At 49.9% G+C, this 22,977-nt stretch carries 23 protein-coding genes; 12 read left to right on the top strand and 11 right to left on the bottom strand.

Annotated elements, in window-relative coordinates:
• Positions 1–141 precede the first annotated feature (141 nt).
• Together ruvB and queG are read left to right on the top strand one after the other, a co-directional pair.
• Complete coding sequence (gene ruvB, locus CHB92_RS00655) at positions 142–1,188, top strand: Holliday junction branch migration DNA helicase RuvB (RefSeq protein ID WP_089317228.1); 1,047 nt, start codon at positions 142–144, stop codon at positions 1,186–1,188.
• A gap of 153 nt (positions 1,189–1,341) precedes the next feature.
• Positions 1,342–2,280: a tRNA epoxyqueuosine(34) reductase QueG gene (gene queG, locus CHB92_RS00660; RefSeq protein ID WP_089317480.1), complete on the top strand. Its 939-nt coding sequence runs from the start codon at positions 1,342–1,344 to the stop codon at positions 2,278–2,280.
• On the opposite strand, the gene CHB92_RS26055 is transcribed toward queG, so the two are convergent.
• Entirely contained in the window at positions 2,277–2,480 is a 204-nt protein-coding gene (locus tag CHB92_RS26055; protein ID WP_089317229.1) for a hypothetical protein, read from the bottom strand. The two genes, queG and CHB92_RS26055, sit on opposite strands and share 4 nt — an antisense overlap.
• Positions 2,481–2,851: 371 nt before the next feature.
• Here CHB92_RS26055 and CHB92_RS00670 point away from each other — a divergent pair, with 371 nt between their 5' ends.
• Together CHB92_RS00670 and aroC are read left to right on the top strand one after the other, a co-directional pair.
• Positions 2,852–4,291 carry a BatD family protein gene (locus CHB92_RS00670; protein ID WP_089317230.1) on the top strand — a complete coding sequence of 480 codons (1,440 nt, stop codon included), beginning with the start codon at positions 2,852–2,854 and terminating at the stop codon, positions 4,289–4,291.
• Between the two features lie 3 nt (positions 4,292–4,294).
• Positions 4,295–5,374: a chorismate synthase gene (gene aroC / locus CHB92_RS00675; RefSeq protein WP_089317231.1), complete on the top strand. Its 1,080-nt coding sequence runs from the start codon at positions 4,295–4,297 to the stop codon at positions 5,372–5,374.
• 369 nt (positions 5,375–5,743) lie between these two features.
• Here the strand turns inward: aroC and CHB92_RS00680 are convergent, their stop codons facing one another.
• The 3 genes from CHB92_RS00680 to CHB92_RS00690 all read right to left on the bottom strand — a co-directional run bounded on the left by CHB92_RS00680 (position 5,744) and on the right by CHB92_RS00690 (position 8,228).
• Complete coding sequence (locus CHB92_RS00680) at positions 5,744–6,418, bottom strand: ATP-binding cassette domain-containing protein (protein ID WP_089317232.1); 675 nt, start codon at positions 6,416–6,418, stop codon at positions 5,744–5,746.
• The gene (locus CHB92_RS00685; protein WP_089317233.1) at positions 6,411–6,734 is read right to left on the bottom strand and encodes a hypothetical protein; all 324 of its coding nucleotides are present in this window, start codon (positions 6,732–6,734) and stop codon (positions 6,411–6,413) included. Before CHB92_RS00685 ends, CHB92_RS00680 begins: the two co-directional genes overlap by 8 nt.
• 108 nt (positions 6,735–6,842) lie before the next feature.
• A complete protein-coding gene (locus CHB92_RS00690; RefSeq protein ID WP_089317234.1) occupies positions 6,843–8,228 on the bottom strand; it encodes a sodium:proton antiporter in 1,386 nt (461 codons plus the stop codon).
• Positions 8,229–8,443: 215 nt separating this feature from the next.
• Here CHB92_RS00690 and CHB92_RS00695 point away from each other — a divergent pair, with 215 nt between their 5' ends.
• Complete coding sequence (locus CHB92_RS00695) at positions 8,444–9,055, top strand: NifU family protein (RefSeq protein WP_089317235.1); 612 nt, start codon at positions 8,444–8,446, stop codon at positions 9,053–9,055.
• A 669-nt stretch (positions 9,056–9,724) separates the two neighbouring features.
• Here CHB92_RS00695 and secDF read toward each other — a convergent pair.
• The 6 genes from secDF to CHB92_RS00725 form a co-directional block, all read right to left on the bottom strand.
• On the bottom strand, positions 9,725–12,721 hold the full coding sequence (gene secDF / locus CHB92_RS00700; RefSeq protein WP_089317236.1) for a protein translocase subunit SecDF: 2,997 nt from the start codon (positions 12,719–12,721) through the stop codon (positions 9,725–9,727).
• Positions 12,722–12,901: 180 nt separating this feature from the next.
• A complete protein-coding gene (locus tag CHB92_RS00705) occupies positions 12,902–13,225 on the bottom strand; it encodes an RNA methyltransferase (protein ID WP_089317237.1) in 324 nt (107 codons plus the stop codon).
• Between the two features lie 97 nt (positions 13,226–13,322).
• The gene (locus CHB92_RS00710) at positions 13,323–14,015 is read right to left on the bottom strand and encodes a potassium channel family protein (protein ID WP_089317238.1); all 693 of its coding nucleotides are present in this window, start codon (positions 14,013–14,015) and stop codon (positions 13,323–13,325) included.
• Positions 14,012–14,632, bottom strand: coding sequence for a uridine kinase family protein (locus CHB92_RS00715; RefSeq protein ID WP_089317239.1), 621 nt, complete (start codon positions 14,630–14,632; stop codon positions 14,012–14,014). Before CHB92_RS00715 ends, CHB92_RS00710 begins: the two co-directional genes overlap by 4 nt.
• 78 nt (positions 14,633–14,710) lie before the next feature.
• A complete protein-coding gene (locus CHB92_RS00720; RefSeq protein WP_089317240.1) occupies positions 14,711–15,292 on the bottom strand; it encodes a non-canonical purine NTP diphosphatase in 582 nt (193 codons plus the stop codon).
• Positions 15,293–15,397: 105 nt separating this feature from the next.
• On the bottom strand, positions 15,398–15,913 hold the full coding sequence (locus CHB92_RS00725) for a phosphoribosyltransferase family protein (RefSeq protein WP_089317241.1): 516 nt from the start codon (positions 15,911–15,913) through the stop codon (positions 15,398–15,400).
• A gap of 168 nt (positions 15,914–16,081) precedes the next feature.
• Here CHB92_RS00725 and CHB92_RS00730 point away from each other — a divergent pair, with 168 nt between their 5' ends.
• The 5 genes from CHB92_RS00730 (at position 16,082) to hemC (ending at position 20,387) form a co-directional block, all read left to right on the top strand.
• Positions 16,082–16,324: a type B 50S ribosomal protein L31 gene (locus CHB92_RS00730; RefSeq protein WP_089317242.1), complete on the top strand. Its 243-nt coding sequence runs from the start codon at positions 16,082–16,084 to the stop codon at positions 16,322–16,324.
• A 154-nt stretch (positions 16,325–16,478) separates the two neighbouring features.
• On the top strand, positions 16,479–16,913 hold the full coding sequence (locus CHB92_RS00735) for a hypothetical protein (RefSeq protein ID WP_089317243.1): 435 nt from the start codon (positions 16,479–16,481) through the stop codon (positions 16,911–16,913).
• 69 nt (positions 16,914–16,982) lie between these two features.
• The gene (locus CHB92_RS00740) at positions 16,983–18,188 is read left to right on the top strand and encodes a GlmU family protein (RefSeq protein WP_089317244.1); all 1,206 of its coding nucleotides are present in this window, start codon (positions 16,983–16,985) and stop codon (positions 18,186–18,188) included.
• A gap of 108 nt (positions 18,189–18,296) precedes the next feature.
• On the top strand, positions 18,297–19,421 hold the full coding sequence (locus tag CHB92_RS00745) for a DNA polymerase III subunit (protein WP_089317245.1): 1,125 nt from the start codon (positions 18,297–18,299) through the stop codon (positions 19,419–19,421).
• 6 nt (positions 19,422–19,427) lie between these two features.
• On the top strand, positions 19,428–20,387 hold the full coding sequence (hemC, locus tag CHB92_RS00750; RefSeq protein ID WP_089317246.1) for a hydroxymethylbilane synthase: 960 nt from the start codon (positions 19,428–19,430) through the stop codon (positions 20,385–20,387).
• Positions 20,388–20,484: 97 nt separating this feature from the next.
• Here the strand turns inward: hemC and CHB92_RS00755 are convergent, their stop codons facing one another.
• Complete coding sequence (locus CHB92_RS00755) at positions 20,485–22,029, bottom strand: alanine/glycine:cation symporter family protein (protein ID WP_089317247.1); 1,545 nt, start codon at positions 22,027–22,029, stop codon at positions 20,485–20,487.
• A 166-nt stretch (positions 22,030–22,195) separates the two neighbouring features.
• Here CHB92_RS00755 and CHB92_RS26275 point away from each other — a divergent pair, with 166 nt between their 5' ends.
• The gene (locus CHB92_RS26275) at positions 22,196–22,321 is read left to right on the top strand and encodes a hypothetical protein (RefSeq protein ID WP_258178980.1); all 126 of its coding nucleotides are present in this window, start codon (positions 22,196–22,198) and stop codon (positions 22,319–22,321) included.
• Between the two features lie 4 nt (positions 22,322–22,325).
• Entirely contained in the window at positions 22,326–22,976 is a 651-nt protein-coding gene (locus tag CHB92_RS00760) for a peptidylprolyl isomerase (RefSeq protein WP_089317248.1), read from the top strand.
• The last annotated feature ends 1 nt before the right edge of the window (position 22,977 follow it).

The following is a 22,977-nucleotide window of genomic DNA, read 5'->3' on the forward strand; positions in this document are numbered from 1 at the left end:
ATAATATTAGATTTGTGATCGTTATCTATAAAATAATTAGCAATTTTAAGTAAATTCGTATGCTCAAATGGAGCAAAAGAAAGGCTAAAACTGTTACCTTTAAGAGCAGCGAAAGCTCATCTGTGAAGAAGAACTATACTTATGAGAGAAGATTATCTCACTGGCGAAAAAGAGTACATGACGCCAGCCGAGCGCGATATAGATAAGGCGCTCCGCCCACTAAGCTTTAGTGACTTTACCGGTCAGGCGAAGGTGGTGGAGAACCTGAAAGTGTTTGTGCTGGCAGCGAAGCGAAGAGGCGAGGCGCTGGACCACGTGCTGCTGCACGGCCCTCCGGGCTTGGGTAAGACCACGCTGTCGCACATTATTGCCTCAGAGCTGGGTGCCGGTATCAAGATGACCTCTGGTCCCGTACTGGACAAGCCAAGCGATCTGGCGGGCTTGCTGACGAACCTGGAGGCGAACGATGTGCTGTTTATTGATGAGATACACCGCCTGAACCCGATTGTGGAGGAGTACCTGTACTCGGCTATGGAGGATTACAAGATCGACATCATGCTGGACTCAGGTCCGAATGCACGCTCTGTGCAAATCAGCCTGAACCCCTTTACTTTAATTGGTGCGACTACCCGCTCCGGCTTGCTGACGGCCCCACTGCGCGCGCGCTTCAGCATCAACAGCCGCCTGGAGTACTATGACTCGGAGTTACTGACCTCCATCGTGAAGCGTTCCTCTATGTTGCTTGGTGCTCCTATACATGAGGATGCTGCCTTTGAGATCGCCCGTCGTAGCCGTGGTACACCCCGCATTGCCAATAACCTCTTGCGCCGTACCCGTGACTTTGCCCAGGTAAAAGGAGACGGTACGATTACAGTGGATATAGCGAAGTTTGCCCTGAACGCGCTGGATGTGGACCATAACGGCCTGGACGACATGGATAAGCGCATTCTGCTAACCATCGTTGACAAATACAAAGGCGGCCCGGTAGGTATATCTACTATTGCCACCGCTTGTGGCGAGGAGGCCGAGACCATTGAAGAAGTGTATGAGCCGTTCCTGATTCAGGAGGGCTACATTAAGCGTACTGCCCGCGGCCGTGAGGCTACCGAAGCTGCTTACCGCCACCTGGGCAAGATACCGCCACAGCAGGTAACAGCGGGCGGCCTGTTTGATCAGGCAGAAGAATAAGTTGTTTGTGATTACGTTTTTCAGAAAAGCAGGCCCTGTGCCTGCTTTTTTGTTGTGGAAGCGTCGCTATAGCCATAGGAAAGCCTCTTACGGATTTATTTTGACTTAATTTTGTTCATCAGAGTAGCGTTAGCTGATTTTATCCTGTTCGTTTTGAGTAAAGAGAAATACACACACCTGGTTAAACAGAAGGCAAAGGAGTTGGGCTTCATGTACTGCGGCGTTTCACAGGCGGAGTTTCTGGAGGAGGAGGCCCCCCGGCTGGAACGCTGGCTAAACCAGCACATGCATGGGCAGATGCATTACATGGAGAACCACTTCGACAAACGTCTGGACCCGCGCCTGCTGGTGGATGGGGCGAAGTCAGTGGTGTCTTTGCTCTTGAACTACTACCCGGAGGAGAAGCAGGAAGAGGACGATACCTATCGGATCTCGAAGTATGCCTACGGTACCGACTACCACTTTGTGATAAAGGACAAACTGAAAACATTGCTGGCCTATATCAACGAGGTAATAGGAGAGGTAGGAGGCCGTTGTTTTGTGGACTCTGCCCCGGTGCTGGACAAGGCCTGGGCCAAAAAGAGCGGCTTGGGTTGGGTTGGCAAGAACTCAAACCTCATCACCCCGCAGGTAGGCAGCTTTTACTTTATAGCCGAACTGATCATCGACCTGGAGCTAGAGCCGGACGGACCATTAAAGGATTACTGTGGTTCCTGTACACGCTGCCTCGATGCCTGCCCGACGGGGGCTATTGTGGAGCCTTATGTGGTGGACGGTAGCAAATGCATCTCCTACTTTACAATAGAGCTGAAGGACCAGCTCCCGCAGGAGATGCAGGGCAAGTTCGGCAATTGGGTATTCGGTTGCGATGTCTGCCAGGATGTGTGCCCCTGGAACCGGTTCAGTAAGCCTCATAAAGAGCCCGCCTTTGCGCCGCACCCGCAGCTAAAGGAGATGAAAACCGCCGATTGGCAGGAGCTGACGCATGAGGTGTTCTCACAGCTGTTTAAAAAGTCAGCTGTAAAACGGACAGGCTATAACGGCCTGATGCGTAACATCCGCTTTGTGCAGGAAAACCCGGAAAAGGATTAGCTTGCGTTGAGACTTTGATTTTTTGCGAACACCTTGTTTAAGATGAGGAGGTACATGCCTGAGAACTGCTCGTAGCACCACTGCTTTAAGTGGTCTAACTCTTCGGTTACTAAAACCTTTAAAGCTTTTCGAAGCTCCTTTTCAAACAGCATTTTATCGAAGCTTACTTTCAACAAAATGGTTTTAACGTATTCTAACATGTAAGTAAATAGTGAGTGGTAACTTGCTAACTAGTACGATTGAAGATAAAAAAAGGTGATAACTACCTTGATTTAATTCAATTTAAATGCATAAATAATCTAAATAATATTGTAAAAGTTAAAAGCCTGGTTGGCTACCTCTCTTTAAGTTTGTTTTAGCAAAAATAGTAAGTGCTTACTCAATAGTCAACTGTTTGATTATATATATTAATTTATTTTTATAAGCTACTGCTGGCCAAGCCTATAAGGGGAAGCCTCTCTGCTCCTCCTGCATGCTCTTACTTAAGTGCACAGAATACTTAAGTGGCAGAAATTGTTAAATTTGTGTGTTGTACTTTGTAATCCATAGCCGTCTTTTACCGGTGCTGAATATGCGCGCGTTTGTTCTTTTTCTTCTACTCTGCTTTGCCCTCGCATTGCCTTCCTGGGCACAGCCGGTAAGCGTTGAGCTAGGGAAGAGTCCTTTGCCCATTAATCAGTACTTTACTGTTTCTATAAAGCTGCAGGACCAACAGCTGAAAGACTACACCCCTTTCCCGGAAATTGAGGGCTTTAAGAAGAGCAATAAGTACTCTTCCACGAAGACCATTATCACCGGGGGCAACACTACAACGATCCTAACCATCACGCAGAACTATGCCGCCCTGGATGAGGGTACCTATGAACTGGAGCCTTTTTCGATGAAGGTGAACGGGCAGACAGTACAGTCGTCGGGGATGGAGATAACAGTGCTGCCGATGCAAGCTGATGCCCCACTCCATTCAGCTGTGCCGGACTTAATTGGGGCGGAAACCGAGCCAGCCACTCCGGAAGAGGAGCCGGAGTTTATTGATAAGGACGATAATGCCTTCCTGACCGTGTATACGAACAAGAAAGAGGTGTTTGTGGGAGAGGGGGTTAAGGTAGCGCTGTATTTTTATTTGGCCGAAGAGGACCAACGGTTGCTGGATTTTTACGATTTTGCAAATCAGATAACAGGAATCCTGCGCCAGCTGAAACAACCGAATGCTTGGGAGGAGGCCTTTGACTTTACAGAGATCGTCCCGGAGAACGTAGTTGTGCAGGGGGAACCGTACCTGCGCTTTAAATTGTACGAGGCCGTACTGTACCCGATCAACCAGGAGCCGCTCCATTTTCCGGCGCTGCAACTAAAGATGATCAAGTACAAGGTGGCAAAGAACCCGAGCCTGTTGGCGGAGGACAGGCAGGAGGGCTACAAAACGTTTTTCTCGAGAGAACGGACAGTGGAGGTGAAGCCGCTACCACCGCACCCGCTGCGCGACGTGGTGGCTGTGGGCAACTACAGGCTGCACGAAAGCCTCTCCAAAAAGAGGGTGCCGGTAAATAAAAGCTTCTCTTACCTTTTCCAGGTAGAAGGAGAGGGCAACTTGGCAGCAATTATGACGCCAAGCCCTAACGTTTCACCAGGCTTGGAGTTCTATCCGCCAGACGTGCGGCAGGATGTAACCAGGCGGGCAGGGCGCGTGGTGGGCTCCAAAAGCTTTTCTTACACGGTGTTGCCACGGGAGCCAGGCAAGTACGACTTGGGAGAGTCGCTGCAGTGGATTTACTTTAACCCGGCAACAGCGGCCTATGATACCCTTCGCCCCAAATTGCAGGTGCAGGTCACTGGTGTCCGCGACAGCGATGCACTGGTGTTGTCAAGAGACTTAGGATCATTTTATAATATCATCGAGAACGAGAGCAATAATTTGGTAGAGCTGGATTTATTTGACGAGATCAAGCGCTATGCAAACATTATTCTGCTGGTGCTGCTGTTGGTTTCCGGCTTCGTTTTCTTAAAGAAATAGAACATGAGTAATTCTTACGGAAAGCTTTTCCGCATAACCACTTTTGGCGAGTCGCATGGCGCGGCAGTGGGCGTAATTGTTGATGGCTGCCCTGCCGGGCTGGAGATCACGACAGAAGAAATTCAAGAGGCACTGGACCGCCGCCGCCCCGGGCAGAGTAAGATTACCACGCCCCGAAAAGAGGAAGACAGGGTAACGATACTGTCAGGGGTGTTTGAAGGTAAAACCCTGGGCACGCCTATTGCCATGGTTGTTAACAATAAGGACCAAGCCAGCAAGGATTACAGCCATATCGAGCATGCTTTCCGTCCGTCTCACGCCGATTATACTTATACCGCAAAGTACGGCCTGCGCGATTACCGGGGTGGGGGGCGTAGCTCTGCCCGCGAAACCGTAGCCCGTGTGGCCGCAGGTGCCCTGGCGGCTAAAATGCTGCAGCAGCAGGGAATTAGCATACAAGCCTATGTGTCGCAGGTAGGAAAGATAAAGCTGCAGAAGCCTTATACCGAGCTGGACCTGAGCCAGATTGACTCGAACATCGTGCGCTGCCCGGATGGGGCGACAGCCTCCCGGATGATCGGCCTGATCGAAGAGGTGCGCGACAGCCTGGATACCATAGGAGGTGTGGTGAGCTGCGTGATTAAAGGTGTACCGGTAGGCTTGGGAGAGCCGGTTTTCGACAAGCTGCATGCCGAAATGGGAAAGGCGATGCTAAGTATTAACGCTGTGAAGGGCTTTGAGTGCGGCAGTGGCTTTGAGGGTGTGAAGATGAGAGGATCGGAGCACAACGACCAGTTTTATACCGATGAGGAAGGTAATGTCCATACCCGTACAAACAACTCAGGCGGTGTACAGGGTGGCATCAGCAACGGGCAGGACATTTACTTTAACGTTGCCTTTAAGCCGGTCGCCACTATCCTGCAACCGCAGCAGACGATAAATGATGCCGGCGAGGATATTGAATTGAAAGGTAAAGGCCGCCACGACCCTTGCGTGTTGCCACGTGCCGTCCCAATCGTGGACGCGATGGCTGCCCTGGTACTGGCTGATCTGATGCTACGGCAGAAAGCAAACAAACTGTAGTACTAAAGCGAAAGTTGAAATGGAAAGGCACCAGCAGGTATCTAATGCCTGCTGGTGCCTTTTTATTTTTATTGCTGCCCTACTACTGGACAGAAGTGCCCAAAAGTTAATGTCTGTCGGTGCCACATGTCTGCTTCGCTGCTGCCGTAATTGCTGTTGCGAACCATGTCTGACCTTAGCGCCCGCACCCATAGAGAGGCCATCCAGGACAGATTTATGAGCCAGAGGGCCAAGGCTTACCTTTAGCCCAGGCTCCTTTGGTAGCCTCACCTTAGTCACGGCCGCAAGTCCCGCTTGGTAGTCCAAGGCCTCAAAAGAGGCAATTGCGGTAAGAGAGGGAAGCCCAGCCGTTGTCTCTTTTAGCTACACTTACAGTTTGCCGTAGGGTACATAGCCCCAATCTGCTAGTTCTTCTGCATGACTAATGGGTTTGCAACTACCCTCATGTAACAGTATGAGGCGGTCACTTATTTTTAATACAGTATGATAGTCATGGTCTGTGATGATGAAACCCTTCGTTGCCGCGTATTGCATCAGCAATTCCTGTATCACTTCCACGTGCAGCGGCGCGACACCGGAGAAAGGTTCGTCGAGCAGAAGGAATTTAGCATCTGACAGTAGTAACAGGAGTAGCTCGAAGTAACGCCTTTCCCCTTTCGAGAGCTCCTCCGCGTACTTCCGTAAGTGCGGTTGTATCCGCTCGTCCTCTTTCAGCGTTTTCCGCTTTTGCGCTTCGCGGTAATACAGGTCAATAACAGAGTTCAGCGGGATATCTTTAGGTAAAAAGCCTTGCTGCGGAAGGTAGGTTAGCAGGTCTGGTTGCTGATAGGGAGCCTGGTACACCTGGTCATTAATCTTAATGTGCTTGCTAACAGTAGGCCTGGTGCCGAAGATAATCTGCAGCAGGGTGGTTTTACCAGAACCGTTTCTGCCTAACAAGCCAACAGTCTCACCTGTTTCGCAAGAAAGGTAAACATCTGTGAGCAATTGCCTCTCACCAATGCGATATCGCACGCTGTCCACTTGCAGCCTGTGCTTAGACATAACGGTACAGGAATAACTTTAACAGGAAGAGTAAAATAACGAGCACCACGTTGAGCCCATAGGACGCTACCATCAGCGATACTTTACTCAGGCCCCTGTTGTAGTAGAAGTAGTACTGCCCGGCGTGGCGCTGCTCGTACAGGTAGAGCGCCAGCAGAAAGCCTCCGGTTAGTAAGCACAGGCTAAAGGCATCGATAGCCCCGACAACAAAATGGGGGTTGAATATAATGCCCGTAAGACCGGCTATCAGTGAGATGGGCAGGTTGAAGCGCTGTGTACTTTTATAATAGTGCCAGGTGAGCCTTAACTTAACCATCTGTAGGTGTCTCTTTCTCTGAATATAAGCATAAAAAGTACAACCTCCTAAAACAGAACAGCAGCCCTAGTTACCCAAGGCTGCTGTTATAATGGTTAATACTGTTACTTAAAACAATTGCAGGTATACCGACAGGTACCACACTAACAGCAGGGCTGGCAGCAGGAACGGGATAGAGAAGCGTACGATGTAGGCGAAGAAAGTCGGCATTTTGATACCGGCACTTTCCGCGATCGCTTTCACCATAAAGTTAGGGCCATTGCCAATGTAGGTAAAGGCTCCGAAAAGTACGGCCGCCAGTGAAATAGCCTCTAATAAGACCATCGTAGCCGGCTCTACGCCTGTCCCCGTTGCAAACTGTCGTACCTCTACTACACTGTTCTGGGCCATATCGTACTTAGCCATAGCCAGTGATAGGAAGTTGGCATACGTAGGGGCGTTATCCAGGAAACCAGATAGAGAACCAGTTGCCCAGTACAGGAAGTTCGGTGTAATATACTGCGCATATTGTGGCGCCGAAGCAATGGCGGCTGACAGTTGCAGGGCTGGCATCATCGTAAAGAAGATACCGAAGAACAGGAACACTACCTCCAAAATCGGGTGGAAGTTAAACTGGTTACCGGCCAATGCCGTCTTACTGGAGAAGCGGTAGCAGGCAAAAGCAGCACTCAATTGAATGATCTCACGAATAAAAGAGAACTTGTTCCCGTCGTAAGGGATATATGGCAGGCCTTCTACCACGTTCGGGTCCAGGAAAATAGCACCGATGATGATGGCCAACCAGAACAAGTTGCGTTTTCCGGTAACGTAAAACTCAGTTTTCTCCTCGTTTTTGGCCACTACCTCCGGCTTTGCATGAAAGCCTTCCTTGTTGCGGCTATCCAGCAGGAAGAAGATAAGGCAAAGTACGGCTATGGCTATCACCCATGATACAAACAGGTGCTGCAGTGTCCAGAAGAAAGGAACACCTTTCAGGAAACCGATAAACAGGGGAGGGTCGCCCAGTGGTGTAAGCAAGCCCCCGGCATTACTCACAATAAAGATAAAGAAGACGATCTGGTAAGGCTTGATGCGGTGCACGTTCAGGCGGATAAACGGCCGAATCAGCAGCAGCGAAGCTCCTGTGGTACCCACAAAGTTTGCCAGTACGGCTCCGATAGCCACCAAAGCCACATTCATAGCCGGGGTAGCATTAGCGTTGATGTTTATGTAAATACCCCCTGCCGCTATGTACAGTGAACTGAGCAGGATGGCAAAAGAGGCATATTCGGCCAGCGTGTGTGCAGGCATGTGGTAATCCTGAAGCACGAACAGGTAGTACGCCAGCACAGTAAGCCCCAGTGTAACAGCCACCGTTTTGTAGTTTTGTTCCCAAAAGTGGCCAAAGAAGATGGGGCCAGCGGCAATCATTCCGATCAAAACAAGAAAGGGGATGATCAGGAAAATGGGTAGCGCGTGGTGGGGTTGCGCCAGTAGAATAAAGTTGTTTAGCATGTTTAGAAAGATGCGGTGAAAATCAGGTCAAAAAATGCTTGCGGCACAAAGATACAGCTTCTGTGCTAAATAGCTATTCTCTACACCGGATTGGGCCGTGTGGGGTGGCTTTAAGGGCAGGCAGAAAGGGGGAGGGGCTTAATCTCAGAAATATTACCTAATTTTGGAAACTTTCAGATATAGGCTAAGGTTTTAATCTAAAACAGAGAATTCTTATGATCAATAATACAGCAAAAACAGTTTCTGTGTACGCAGAGGCTAACCCGAACCCGGAGTCAATGAAGTTTGTGATGAACGTGCAGCTGCTGCCGGAAGGCCAAAGCGTGGACTATCCAAACCTGGAGAGCGCGCTGGAGTCACCATTGGCGCAGGAGCTTTTTAACTTTGACTACGTGTCGCGTGTGTTTATTGCAAGCAACTTTGTAACCGTTACCAAAACAGCTGACCTGGAGTGGGTAAAGCTGATTCCGGAGCTGCGTACTTTCCTGAAGTCTTATGTAGAGGCAGGAGGCCCTATCTTCAACGAAGGCTTTGAGGTGAAAAAAGCAGAAGCTCCAGTAGCAGGTGCTGAAACATCTGGCGAGGACGCCGATATCTCTAAGAAGATCATCGACCTGCTGGATAACTATGTGCGCCCGGCTGTAGAGCAGGATGGTGGTAACATTACGTTCAAGTCTTATAATGATGGTGTCGTAACTGTGTTCCTGCAGGGCTCTTGCAGCGGCTGCCCATCCGCTACTGTTACACTGAAGGCTGGTATCGAGAACCTGTTAAAGCGTATGGTGCCGGAAGTAAAAGAGGTAGTAGCAGACGGAGTTACCGTTTAAGCAGGCAGAAAACTATCATTTTCGATAAAACAAGAGCGGCAGCCCATTTCGGGCTGCCGCTCTTGTTTTATCGAAAAGAGTAACTGACGTTGCGCAAGTTAAAAGCGCTGCCTTTTGAGACTTTCTGTCCTCTTTAGCCCTAACAGAAAGAACTGTCTGTAAAGAACTCCTCATGCCGTTTTTTATCCTGCTATTAGTTACACCCTGTTGAGCATGCTCACAAGCTGCAAGCTCTTGTTCGTGCTTGTCCTTAGGAGAGCAGCTTGCTTTTAACTGTGCGAAAAATGGTAATTCCCCGGCAATGCTTTAGTTCAACGACTAGAGTGTACTTTTAGGAAGGGCAAAAAGACCCTCTGCTGATAGGCATTCTGTGAACAAGACCTTTACCGGATGACGAAATGGAAGAATGATACGGCCCTTAGTGGAGGAAGGGACAGCAGGGAAGGGGACACGTTTCAATCAGTATTTGGTGGTATGAGCGACTGGCTTTAAGCCCTCAATGCTGAAGCAATCGGGTTAAAAAGTGGAGCCTTGTTGGGGCTTGATTAGCAGAAGGCTTTTGTGCCCTTATTCGCACAAGCAGGACAGCTTGAAAGGGCAGGGAGCTATAAACAAAAAAGCCCGGAACCTGAGCTCCGGGCTTTTCTTATGTCAAGCTTTATCTGCTGCTTAGTGCGTCTGCTGTACTTTTGCAGTTGAGGCTATCGGCTCTTTCTTGTCCTTTACCGTATCCACCACAATTGGTGTAGCGATGAACAATGAAGAGTAAGTACCGGCGATCACACCAATGATCATGGCTAATGAGAAGCCTCGCAGTACCTCTCCACCGAAGAAGAACAGAATCACCACCACCAGGAACAGGGTCAGGGACGTAATAACCGTACGGCTGAACGTGCTGATCAGGGCTGGGTTTACAATATCTCTGATGTGTGAACGAGGGTTATCGTTCATGTACTCACGCACCCGGTCAAAGATTACCACGGTATCGTTAATAGAGAAACCGATGATGGTAAGTACCGCGGCAATGAACACCTGATCCATCTCGTAAGAGATACCGAACAGGTTCAGGATAGAGAACACGGCGATGATCATCAGGGCATCGTGCAGCAAGGCCACTACGCCACCCAGTGAGAACTGCCACTTACGGAAGCGCAGCATCACGTACAGGAAGATACCCACCAGCGACAGCAGGATCGCGATCAAGGCTGTGTTCTGGATATCATCTGCCACGGTAGCGCCTACTTTAGAAGAGCTTAGTATTTCTGGGTTCAGATCACCGTACTCTTCCAATCCGCTTAGCAAAGCAGCTTTTACCTGCTCATCTGCCTCAATGGCCTCGTTGTCGGCTAACCAGCTGGTTGTGATCTTCAGGCGGTTAGAGGCACCAAACGTTTTTACTTCGGTACCAGCCTCCTGGAAATCATCTGTCAGGGCAGCACGCACCTCAGATGCCGGCACAGCCTGATCGAACTCTACTACGTATGAGCGACCACCTTTAAAGTCAACACCCAGGTTAGGGCCTTTGATGAACATAGCGGCAAAACCGAATGCCAGTATGGCCAGAGACAGCGCATAAGCTGGCTTTCTGTACTTCATCACGTCAAACTTCACGTTTCTGAACATCTTGCCAGACAGCAAGGTCGAGAACGACAGCTTTCCACCTCTCTTAAAGGCATTCTCTACAAACAGTCTTGAAATAAACACCGATGTAAAGAAAGACGTCACAATACCGATCATCAGCGTGATCGCGAAACCTTTTACAGGACCTGATCCAAAGAAGTACAGGATAAAGCCTACCAGGAAGGTTGTTACGTTCGCGTCCAAGATCGTGCTGAAAGCCTTGTCATAACCTGCGTTGATTACTTCACGCATGCTCAGTCCTTTCAGGGATTCCTCGCGCATACGCTCGAAGATGAGTACGTTCGCATCCACGGCCATACCGAGTGTGAGTACAATACCCGCGATACCAGGTAGGGTAAGCGCTGCGCCAAACTGTGCCAGCACGCCCAGGATAAAGAACACGTTGAAAAGCAGGGCAAGGTCAGCAATGAAACCACCACGGCTGTAGTACGCGATCATGAAGATAACCACAATCGCGAAGCCTGCCAGTGTAGAGATCAGACCCTGGTTAATAGCCTCCTGGCCAAGAGAAGGACCCACAATAGCTTCTTCCACGATGCGTGTCGGCGCTGGCATTTTACCGGCCTTCAGGATGTTTGCCAGGTCTTGTGCCTCTTCGATGGTGAAGTTACCAGAGATAGAGGAATTACCACCTGTGATTTCTCCCTGTACAACAGGGGCAGAGTATACATAGTCATCCAGTACGATGGCTACCTGACGGCCTACGTTGTTGCCTGTCAGACGGGCCCACTGCTTGGCACCCGTTGGGTTCATGGTCATGGTGATCTCCGGACGGCCTGTCTGGTCGAAGTCCTGACGGGCATCATTGATTACATCACCGGTTAAAGGAGCTCTTCCGTCGCGGCCTTTCTTGATCGCGTAGAACTCTACGTATTCCTGTCCTGCATCGCCCTGAATTGGCTTTACAGCCCACAGGAACTTCATGTTAGAAGGGAACATGGCACGTACTTCCGGACGGCTGAAGATATCGTTGATTTTAGCCGTGTCGCGTACGTTTGCACCGATACCACCAGGCATTTGTGTAAACAGGCTTGCCAGTACACCGCCTTGGGTGTTGTTAGCCAGCGAGTCAAGTGCGGTAGCTGCTGTGTCTACAGTTGCGGCTGCGATGGCCGCAGAGTCAGAAACAATGGTGTCATTAGCGGCTGCCTGTGCCAGCACGTCCTGCTCAGCTTCTTCTACGATAGACACATCACCTGTCGCGTCTGTTGTGGTAGGTGCGCCAGTAGCGATGTTCAGCTTGCCGGCTTTCTGCTGCTCGTCCAGGTACTGGCCTAACTGCACAAAGTAAGGGCCGAATTCCTGTGGAGACCACACTTCCCAGAACTCCAGGTTCGCCATGCCCTGCAAGAGGTTGCGCACGCGGTCCGGGTTATCAACACCAGGTAACTCGATCTGGATACGGCCAGCCCCTTGGCGCTGGATGTTTGGCTGTGTTACACCGAAACGGTCGATACGGGTACGCAGGATGTTGAAAGAGCGGTCAACGGCGTCATCCACTTCCTGGTTGATCACCTCAATCACCTCCTCGTTTGTAGACTCGTAGCTGATTCTGCCACGGTTGGCTGTGTTAGAGAAGATGCGGCTCAGGCGGCCATCTGGCTCAACCTCGTTGTAAGCCTCCAGGAAAAGCGTTGTAAAGCGCTCCTGGCTGTTCGCCTGCATTTCCTGCGCGCGCTCCAGGGCTCTGAGGAAGTTAGGGTCTTTGCTGTTGCCAGACAGGGCTTTGATGATCTCCACAGGAGACACCTCGAGCACCACGTGCATACCGCCCTTTAGGTCAAGGCCAAGGCCTAACTCGTTTTCCTTTACTTCCTGGTAGGTAAGGCCTAAAAACACGGGCTCTTTCCATACAGAGTCCAGGTAAGCTTGCTTTCTAATTAGATCTACATTGCCTTGTGCATCCGTAGCATATAGCTCGGCTCTGTTTTGCACACTGCGGGCAATAAAAGAGAACGACAAGTAGTACAGGCAGAGCGCCGATACTATAATTGTCATAACGATTATTAACGTTTTGTTCCGCATTGTTTAGTTAATAAATAGAATAGGAGTTGGTATTGATAAATTTAGTTTACTCTGATAAAGCTCCCGTCGCTTGCCTAGGCAACTATAATACCAAGTGCATGCGTTCCATCAGGCGTAAGATATTAGCCTGTTCAAGAACAAAATAAGCGAAAGGAGAGAAAAAAGGAGGTAATGTGCTGCCTAGGGGGCGTTGGGTTGGATGGTAACCGGAAAAATTTGTGCAACAAAGCCTGCCCCCGGAGGAACAGCGGTATAAGCCGGCAGCAGCTCATCGGTTGGGTTGGCAAAGCTTGGTTGCTGTGGCAGTGGCTCCACGGCCTGTTCCAGGCTCAGGACCACAAAAGAAGTGGTCGCTTCTAAGGAAATCTTCTGCTTTACAACTGTTTTGCTTTCCGCCTCTGGGGCTAGCTGAGAGCTGTTTTGCTGTGTAGCACCTGGTACCGAAGAATAGGCTACCACCTCCTGGCCGTTGAGCATCAGCGCCCACAGCAGGGTAACAGACATCAAAAGATGCTTTAGGTGGCAGGATATGGTTTTAGTCTTCGGCATTTACAAGGTGTAATTGCAAATGTAATGCCTTTTATTTAAAAAGAAGGAAATCTTAGCGGTTTATATCCAGAAATCGCTTCACGTCCTGCTTTTTGCCGATAAGGATCAGGATATCTGAGGGATAGATAATGGTGTCTGCCTTCGGAACACCGATAATGTGCTCCACATTGGTAGGTTTGCCGTCCTGCATCTCCTCAAAAAAGCGCTTAATCGTGATCAGGTTGAGGTTGTATTTCTCACGGAGCGAAATCTTGGCCAGGCTGCGGTTGGCAATGTTGGGCGGTGTGCTGATCTCCACGATCTCGTAGTTATCCGGCAGGGGGAGGAAAGTACGGATGCTAGGTTGCAGCAAGCGTTCGGCTACAGTTTTGCCTACCTCACCCTCCGGCGAAAGAATCTCCTGCACACCCATCTTCTCTAAAATACGACGCTGCTGCTTGTTCGAAGCCCGGGTGATCACGCGCTTGATATTTAACTCCTGCAGGTTTGCTGTCGTGATCAGCAGAGCCTCAAAGTCCTCGCCAATAGCCACGATCACAGCATCCATGTCCTGTATGTTCTGTGCTTCCAGGGCACGGATATCGGTCGCATCCAGGGCTACAGCGTAGGCAACATCGTCTTTGATAGCTTCCACATGGTCCTCATCGTTGTCGATGGCGACCACTTCTGCGCCACGCTCTGCCAGCGTACGGGCAATGGAGTTCCCGAAGATGCCCAGGCCGATAACAGCAAACTTGTGTTTCATCCTTTTATTTTAGCGTTTAGGAATGTTATGATTACCTCCAGCCCCTTCTCGAAGTGATTGTTGTTGGGGATAATGATGTCTGCGTCGTTTTTGTACGGTTTGATGTACTTTTCGTACGTAGGGGCCACGTGGTTGGTGTAGCGGTACAGCACATCGTCCAGGTCGTATCCTCGCTCAATCCGGTCTCGCACGATGCGGCGCTGCAGCTTGATGTACTCTTTGGCGTCGATGTATACTTTCAGGTCCAGCAGCTTGGCGATCTCCTCAAAGTAGAAGACAAAGATACCCTCCACCACCACAATAGGAGCCGGCCGGAACTCCAGCTGCTTGGGTACTACGTTGGGATTATTGAAGGTGTACTCGGTGCGGTAAACCGTCTCGCCCTGGCTTACCTTCAAAATGTCGTGTGCGTACGCTTCGTCGTCGATACAGGAAGGGAGATCGAAGTTAACGATGCCGTTCCTGTCGCGGGTCTGTAGCTCGCGCGGCTTGTAATAGTTGTCCTGAGAGATGAGACAAACGTTTTCAGGTGCAAACGATGTCAGTAGCTTGTTCAAAAAAGTCGTTTTTCCTGAAGCACTACCTCCTGTAATCCCGACGATAAATGGCTTTTGCATAGGAAGCTATGGTTTCAGACCACAAAATTAAGACTTTAGCTACAAGAAGGCCAAGGTAGCCCGCAATTAATTTGTGTTTTATGGCTGTGCCTTCAGGAAGTCTACCAGCTTGCGGATAGCGCGTCCGCGGTGGCTGATGGCGTTCTTTTCCTCGGCGCTCATCTCCGCAAAGGTCCTGTCGTAACCCTCTGGCACAAACACAGGGTCGTAGCCAAAGCCTTTATTCCCTTTCCACTCCTTCGTGATATGGCCCTCCACAATGCCTTCGAACTGGTGCTCCTTACCATCCAAAATCAGGGTAACAGAAGTACGGAAGCGGGCTTTGCGGTTCTCGTGTGCTGCCAGGTTCTGTAGCAGGAGCTGGATATTATCGTTATCAGAGCGCTGCGGACCGGCATAGCGGGCCGAGTAAACGCCGGGAGCGCCGTTTAGTGCTTCCACTTCCAGACCAGTGTCATCGGCGAAGCAGCTCACCCGGTAATTTTCCCACACATAGGCTGCCTTCTGGCGCGAGTTACCCTCCAATGTGTCCTGGTCCTCTGCCAGTTCTTCGTGGCAACCGATGTCCTGGAGGCTAAGTAAATTGTACTTGCCCGCCAGCATCTGGCTTACTTCGGCTAACTTGTGTCTGTTATTAGTGGCAAAGCAAAGCTGCTTCATGTTTAATGCTTTAAGGATTTAGTGACTGTGCAGTTTTAACGGCTGTCTTCATAACAGTATTGGAATTCAGGACCATCCCTTCAGTAACCTAGCTATGTAACAGAATTAATGCAGGTAAGCTCCGTATAGATCCTCGTTTAGGCGCACCAGTACGTGCTCGTTTAGAGTAGTGGCCAAAGAATAGCCGGTATAGGTAGCAGCTACCGGAAACAGCGGGTGATGGCGATCTACCAGGGTAGCAATCTCCACCTTCCTAGGGTTTCGTGGCAGAAATGTATGCAGGGTATAGGCCAGTGTTTTGCCGGTGTTCAGCACGTCATCCACAATCACAACAGCTTTATCCTGGAGGGACACCTCTTTCGGGGAGAGCTCTACGGGCTGCTCCAGGGGAGCGGTTTTATCGAGGGTAACACGTAGGAGCTGTACCTTGAGCGTGGACACCTGCTGTAGGCGCTTCATAAGCATTTCGGCCAGCGTGTACCCGTTTGGGTGAATGCCGGCCAGTACAAGCTCTTCAGCCTCAAAGTTCTGCTCGTATATCTCGTAAGCAATGCGCGTAATCTTTTGCTCTATCTGCTGCCTGTCTAGTATCAGGTTCTGTTGCTGTTCTTGTGGTGCCATGCTTCTGTAGGGGGTGTAAACTGTTTAAGGCAAATTTAACAAGATTTCGGAACGGCGTAATAAGTAAAAAGATCTCCAAAATAATTTGGCCCTTAGGATTTTACTTTCAAAAAAACTTGCTAAATTTGCAGTCCGATTGCGAATTAAGGTTAATTAACGTTTATAATAATGAAAAAAGGCATTCATCCAGAATACAGGGAGGTGGTTTTCCAGGACATGACGAGCGATTTCAAATTCATCACTCGTTCTACTATGACCTCTGATGAGACCATCACAATGGAAGATGGCAAAGAGTATCCTGTGATCAAGGTGGAAGTTTCTTCTGCTTCTCACCCTTTCTACACAGGTAAAAACATCTTCGTGGATACCGCTGGTCGCGTGGAGAAATTCAACAAGCGTTACAAAAAATAAGCGGTTTATTCCGGTTAAAACGTTTCAAAGAGAGGTCTTCCTGATAATTCGGGAAGACTTTTTTATTTTGCGCTTCCTTAAGAGGAAGGTAGTTGGCCCGGTTTGTGTTTTCAGCTAATCTATATATAGTATTATACACTTACAGTAAGAAGCTATGCAATCGAAACTTACCCGGGCATGCACGGCGGCAGTGTTAGCTGTTCTAATCTCCTGCGATAAAGACAAGGACAACGTCGCGCCTGCACCTGTGGGTGTAGATAAAGTTGTGAGGTTTGAGATCTTCGCGACTAAGGATTACACAACGCACTATTACGCCGATTATGATGCTAAGGTCAGCCTTTGGATAGTGCGGACGGATAAGGCCACCATGAAAGAAATTGTCGTGCTGGATACAACCTTTACCAGGCCCCTGAAAGCGTTTCCGCTTGAGGCAGACAAGTTGGTTATAAGCAAAAAGATAACAGGCGTGGCAGACCAAAATGAATGGATAGGAGTAGGTAGCGGGACTAGAATGGGGGCAGAAGCCTATAGCAGCTACGAGTCGTTCCCTGCAGATGTAAGAGAGAAAAGAGTAGAAGTAAAACTGTAAAATTGATGCTTTCGTTAATAAAGCGGGTCTTCTCACATTAATCGGGAAGACTTTTTTATTTTTGTGTCTATGAATATTATTCTTTTTGATGATCCAACTATCCGGCAGGATTTATTGCCGCTGACCTTTACCCGGCCTGTGGCTGAGATCCGCGTCGGCATTCTGACGATAGCGGATAAGTGGCGCCAATACATGGGCGAGGCTGTTTCTTACCTCACACAGCCTTACCTGAATCAGAAGTTTACGCTGTGCCATGGTACCCATAACCTTTACATTAACGGTGCCGTGTGCCCCGACGAGCACATTGTAGCGTCGATTCGATCTCTGAAGATGGGGGAGGCGCTGTACCACAAGGGACTTTTGGTGGCCATTAACGGAGACAACGTGGAGTTGCAAGATGTGGAGGAAGTAGCGAATTATGCCTCGTCGAAGAGCCAGGAGTGTAGCAACTGTACCATTATACGGGACGTGTGGGATATTTTCCTGTACAACGGTGAGCAGATACGGAGCGACTTTAAGTTGCTGACGGCGGGGCGGCAGAGCCAGCCGGTAAATGATAAGTACACGGCAGTGTACAACGAGGAAAACATCTTTATAGAGGAAGGCGCTAAGATAAGGGCTGCCATCCTGAATGCAGAGAACGGGCCGATTTACATTGGCAAGAATGCGCAGGTGCATGAGGGAGCCGTGATCAAAGGGCCGTTTGCACTTGGCGAGGAAAGCAATGTGAACGTGGGCGGCAAGATGCGCGGCGATGTGAGCATCGGACCTTTCTGCAAGGTAGGTGGCGAAGTGGCTGCCTCTGTTATCTTTGGCTATACCAACAAAGGGCATGAGGGCTACCTGGGCAACTCGGTGCTAGGCGAGTGGTGCAATTTAGGGGCCGATACCAACACCTCGAACCTGAAGAACAACTATGCCGAGGTAAAGATTTGGAACTATGCCAAAGGGGGGTTCAAAAAAACCGGGCAGCAGTTCTGCGGACTTATCATGGGCGACCACAGTAAGTGTGGCATCAACACGATGTTTAACACGGGTACAGTCGTGGGCGTGAGCGCGAATATCTTTGGGGCCGGTTTTCCGCGCAATTTTATCCCGTCTTTTAGCTGGGGCGGGGCGGCTGGTTTTGAGACTTTCCAGTTGCGCAAGGTATACGAAGTAGCTGAAAAGGTGATGGAGCGCCGCCAAGTGGCATTCGACGAGGTGGAGAAGGCCATCATAGATGACGTTTTTGAGCAAACAAAGCAGTACAGAGTGTGGGATAAGAAGGACTAGTTGTCGAGTATCTGCTTTGTAACAGTTTATTTAAATATTACTTCCCAGTTTTAGATAGAGCTGGGAAGCGTTCAGGTATTCAAAAATTCTTTACTTATAATTAGAGAGGTGCAGTTTTCGCAGATTATAGGCCATCAGGAGGCAAAGCAACTACTGCTTAAATCAGTGCAGCAAAACCATGTGGCACACGCGCAGTTGTTTCTGGGGCAGGAGGGAAGCGCTAACCTGGCGTTGGCACTAGCCTATGCCACTTACATTAACTGCGAGAACAAGCAGCCCGATGATTCATGTGGAACATGTGGCAGCTGTGTGAAGATGAACAAGCTGGTACACCCGGACTTTAACTTCGTGATGCCCGTTACCACCACGAAGTCTGTGGGCAAGGATGCCCTGAGCCACAAGTTCATGAATGAGTGGCGCGAGTTTGTGCTGGCCAGCCCTTACCAGGGCCTGAACGAGTGGATGCAGCACATTGGCGCTGAAAACAAGCAGGGGAATATCTCGAAAGAGGAAAGTAGGCACCTGGTTAAGCTGGTGTCGCTGAAAGCTTTTGAGGGATCCTATAAAATAGTGGTGATCTGGTTACCCGAGCTGATGCACCCTTCCGCTGCCAATGCCCTGCTGAAGTTACTGGAAGAACCCCCTGCTCAGACCCTGTTCCTGCTGGTATCGCAGTCTGCCGAAAAGTTGCTGGCTACCATCACCTCTCGGACACAGATCATGCAGGTGCGCAATTTCACGGAGCAGGAAGTGGTGGCTTACCTGCAGCAGCAGTATAATGCGGATGCGACCACAGCCAACCAGGTGGCGCAACTGGCGGAAGGTAGTCTGAATGCAGCCGCAAAGCTGACAAAGGAAATTAGTAGCGACTATTTCGTGTTCTTTACTGAGTGGATGCGCCACTGTTACAGTTATAAGTTCGGGGAGCTGGTGGACATGGGAGATAAGTTCCAGACCCTGGGGCGGGAGAACCAGAAGAATTTCCTGCTTTATGCGCTTAATCTTTTCCGAAAAGTGATGCTGTACGGGGTGGACCAGGGCCTGATCTCGTTTTTGCCGCCCGCCGAGCTGAACTTTGTACAGAAATTTTCTAAAGTAATCACAGGTAATAACGCAGGCCAGTTAGCGGAAGAGCTAAACCAGGCGCATTACCATATCGAGCGGAATGCCAACCCCAAAATGGTGTTTGTAGACAGCTCCCTCCAAATAGCAGGTTACCTGCGCAACAGTTAAAAAAACATGCAGACAGACATAACAAACAGAGTAATACGCATCGGAACCCGCGGTAGCAGACTGGCACTATGGCAGGCAGAGGCTGCTGCTGAAAAGCTACAGGCGGCAGGGCTAAAAACGGAGCTGGTGATCATCAGCACCAAGGGAGACCAGGTACTGGACAAGTCGCTTGCGAAGATCGGTTCTAAAGGCGTATTCACCGAGGAGCTGGAAGTAGCCCTGCGCGAAGGCGATGTAGACATTGCCGTACACAGCGCCAAAGACATCCAATCTTCTATTCCGGACGATCTGGAGTTGGTGGCCTTTATGGAGCGGGAGGAAGTAAACGACGTGTTGCTAAGCTTTGACCCGAACTTTAAGTTAGAGCGTGAGAGCAATGCGGTAATCGGCACCTCTTCTACCCGGCGTAAAGCGCTGCTGAAGCGCTTTTACCCAAACGTAACCACTGCTGAGTCGAGGGGAAACTTACAGACCCGCCTGCGCAAGCTGGAAGAAAAGCAGTTTGACGCCCTGTTGCTGGCCTACGCCGGCGTGTACCGCATGGGTTACGATAACCTGATCGTGCACACCTTTCCGGCAGATGAGTTTATACCAGCCGCCGGACAGGGAAGCGTGGGGATTGAGTGCGCGAAGAACCTGGACCCGGACGTGAAGAAGGCTATCAAGCAGGCATTGAACCATACCAATACGCACATTTGCCTGTTAGCGGAGCGTGGCTTCCTGAGAACCATGGAGGGTGGTTGCAGTATTCCATCTTTTGCCCTGGCGACCCTTACAGGAGAGGGTATTAGCATCACAGGAGGCCTGATCAGCCTAAATGGTGAGCAGTTGCTGAAAGAAACACTCACAGGACCAACAGTGGCAGCAGAAGAGTTGGGCGAGAAACTGGCCACAACTATTCTGGATAAGGGAGGCGAGGAGATCCTGAAAAGCATAAAAGCCGAGCGCGACAAAGAGAATGCTTAAAGAATAAGTCTTTAAAACAAAAAGGAGCTGAGGGCAAACCTCAGCTCCTTTTTGTTTTAGGACAGCAATAAGCTGTCCTGGTTTCCGGTTCCTGCAATTAAGCTTGTGCCGCTTCCACCGCATCCTCTGATAAAGGCTGCTTTCTAGAAGATCGGGCATAGGTCAGGAAAGCCTGCATTTCCTGCTTTACCACTGGCGACAGGATGTAAAGCCCAACCATGTTGGGGATACTCATGGCAAACAGCATCGCATCCGAGAAGGCTACCACGCTGTTCAGCTTCATGGGCGCGCCCAGTACGATAAAGGCACAGAAAATAACTTTAAAGCTAATATCAGCAGCTTTCGTGTTACCGAACAGGTAAGTCCAGGACTTCAGGCCATAGTAAGACCAGGTGATCATGGTAGAGAAGGCAAACAGGATTACTGCTACTGCTAGCACAACAGGAAACCAACTGATCACGGTGGCGAAGGAGGCAGAGGTAAGGGCGATGCCATCCACTGACTCTACATTATAAGCACCTGTTACAACGATTACCAGGGCCGTCATGGTGCAGACAACTACGGTATCAATAAAAGGCTCCAGCGAAGCGACAAATCCCTCTGTAACCGGAACGTTTGTTTTAACGGCGGAGTGCGCGATAGAGGCTGAACCAATGCCTGCCTCGTTGGAGAAAAGGCCACGACGCAGACCCTGTATCATGGTGCCCACAATACCACCAGCGATAGCACTGCCCGAGAAGGCCCCGTCTAGGATCAGCATAAAGGCCTCCGGGATTTGCGTGAAGTTAACGGCCAGTACAATGATTGCCGCCAGGATATAAACGCCGCACATCAGGGGCACCACTTTTTCCGTAACCTGTGCAATGCTTTTCATGCCGCCAAGGATCACCAGGCCGACAAGCACGGAAATGATCAGGCCGAACATCCAGGAGTTACCGCCTCCAAAGAAGGACTCTTCCCCGCCTGTTACCGCAATAAACTGGTGGGTTGCCTGGTTGATCTGGAACATGTTGCCTGCCCCCAGCGAACCACCGATACACATGATCGCAAAGAAGGCAGCCAGAAACTTGCCCGCCTTGCCCATGCCGCGCTCGCGAAGTCCCTTGTTCAGGTAGTGCATGGGCCCACCGGATACGGTGCCATCAGGATGCACGTCGCGGTACTTAACACCTAAGGTACAGGACACGAACTTGGAGGACATCCCCAGTAAACCGGCGACAATCATCCAAAAGGTAGCGCCCGGGCCGCCTAGCGAGATGGCAATGGCCACACCGGCAATATTACCAAGGCCAACCGTACCGGAAACGGCAGCTGTTAGGGCCTGGAAGTGCGATACTTCACCGGGTGCATCTTCCTGGTCGTACTTACCGCGTACCAGGTCCAGGGCATGCTTAAAGCCTCTGAAGTTGATGAACCCCAGATAGAAGGTAAAGAAGATAGCCCCAGCCAAAAGCCAGATCAGGATAAGGGGAATCGCATAACCGCCGAATCCGATCTCAAAAAAGATGATGTCGGAGATGTACTGCGCAGTAGGGGCCACTGCTGCGTCTATTTTTTCGTCGATAGAGGGCTCGGGAGCCTGGGCAAGTAGGTTAGTTAAGGGTGCAATAAAAAGGAATGTAGAAACTAAAATTCTTTTCATTATGGTGGGTTAGATTGATTTGTCAGTATCTTAAATTTAGCCCTTTTTGGCGCTAAAGTAAAATTTACGGGTATATTGCCTCTGTGGGTGCAACTTTTAATAAGTATAGCGCAATAAAAAGGTAAGCAGCGAGTGTAAAGTGGCAAGGTATTTATAGCCTGGTGGCATGCCAGACCCAGCGGCTTATGACAATGAGTGGGAAAAGTATAACGATGGCTTAAAAAGAGTTAAGTTTGAGGAGCTGCCACCTATATTCGGGGGTGGGAAGTATGATTTAAAAGAAGAAAACTGAAGAAATGAAACTGCTAAAAAGTATAGGCTTGTTCATCGCCATGATGGCTATGGTGCCTGCCGTAGTGCTGGCACAAAAACCGAAAGGAAAAGACCAGCTGGTAACGATCGAAACACCACAGGGAGAGATCAAATTGGTCTTGTTCGACGACACCCCAAAACATAAGGAAAATTTCTTGAAGCTTGCCAGGGAGGGCTTTTATGATGGCACTACCTTTCACCGGGTAATCGACGGCTTTATGATTCAGGGAGGGGACCCAAACACCAAGGATGAGGACCCGTACAACGACGGACAGGGAAGCCTGGGGTATACCGTTCCTGCAGAGATAAAGCCAACGCACAAGCACGTGCGCGGTGCCGTGGCCGCCGCCCGCCAGGACGACCGCATCAACCCGGAAAGAGCCAGCAGTGCCTCGCAGTTCTATATTGTGGAGAACCACAACGGCACTCCTATGCTGGATAATGTGTATACTGTTTTCGGACAGGTGGTAGACGGGCTCGATGTGATTGATAAGATAGCAGAGCAACCAACGGGGGGGCGGGACAGGCCGCTTTCCGATATCGAAATGAAAGTGACAGTGGAGGATGTGAAGAAGAAAAAGATCGCCAAGAAGTACGACTACAACTACAACACCCAAACACTGGAGAAAGAATAAG

It is taken from the genome of Pontibacter ummariensis (genome assembly GCF_900188175.1).
In the GTDB taxonomy this organism is placed as follows: Bacteria; Bacteroidota; Bacteroidia; order Cytophagales; family Hymenobacteraceae; genus Pontibacter; species Pontibacter ummariensis.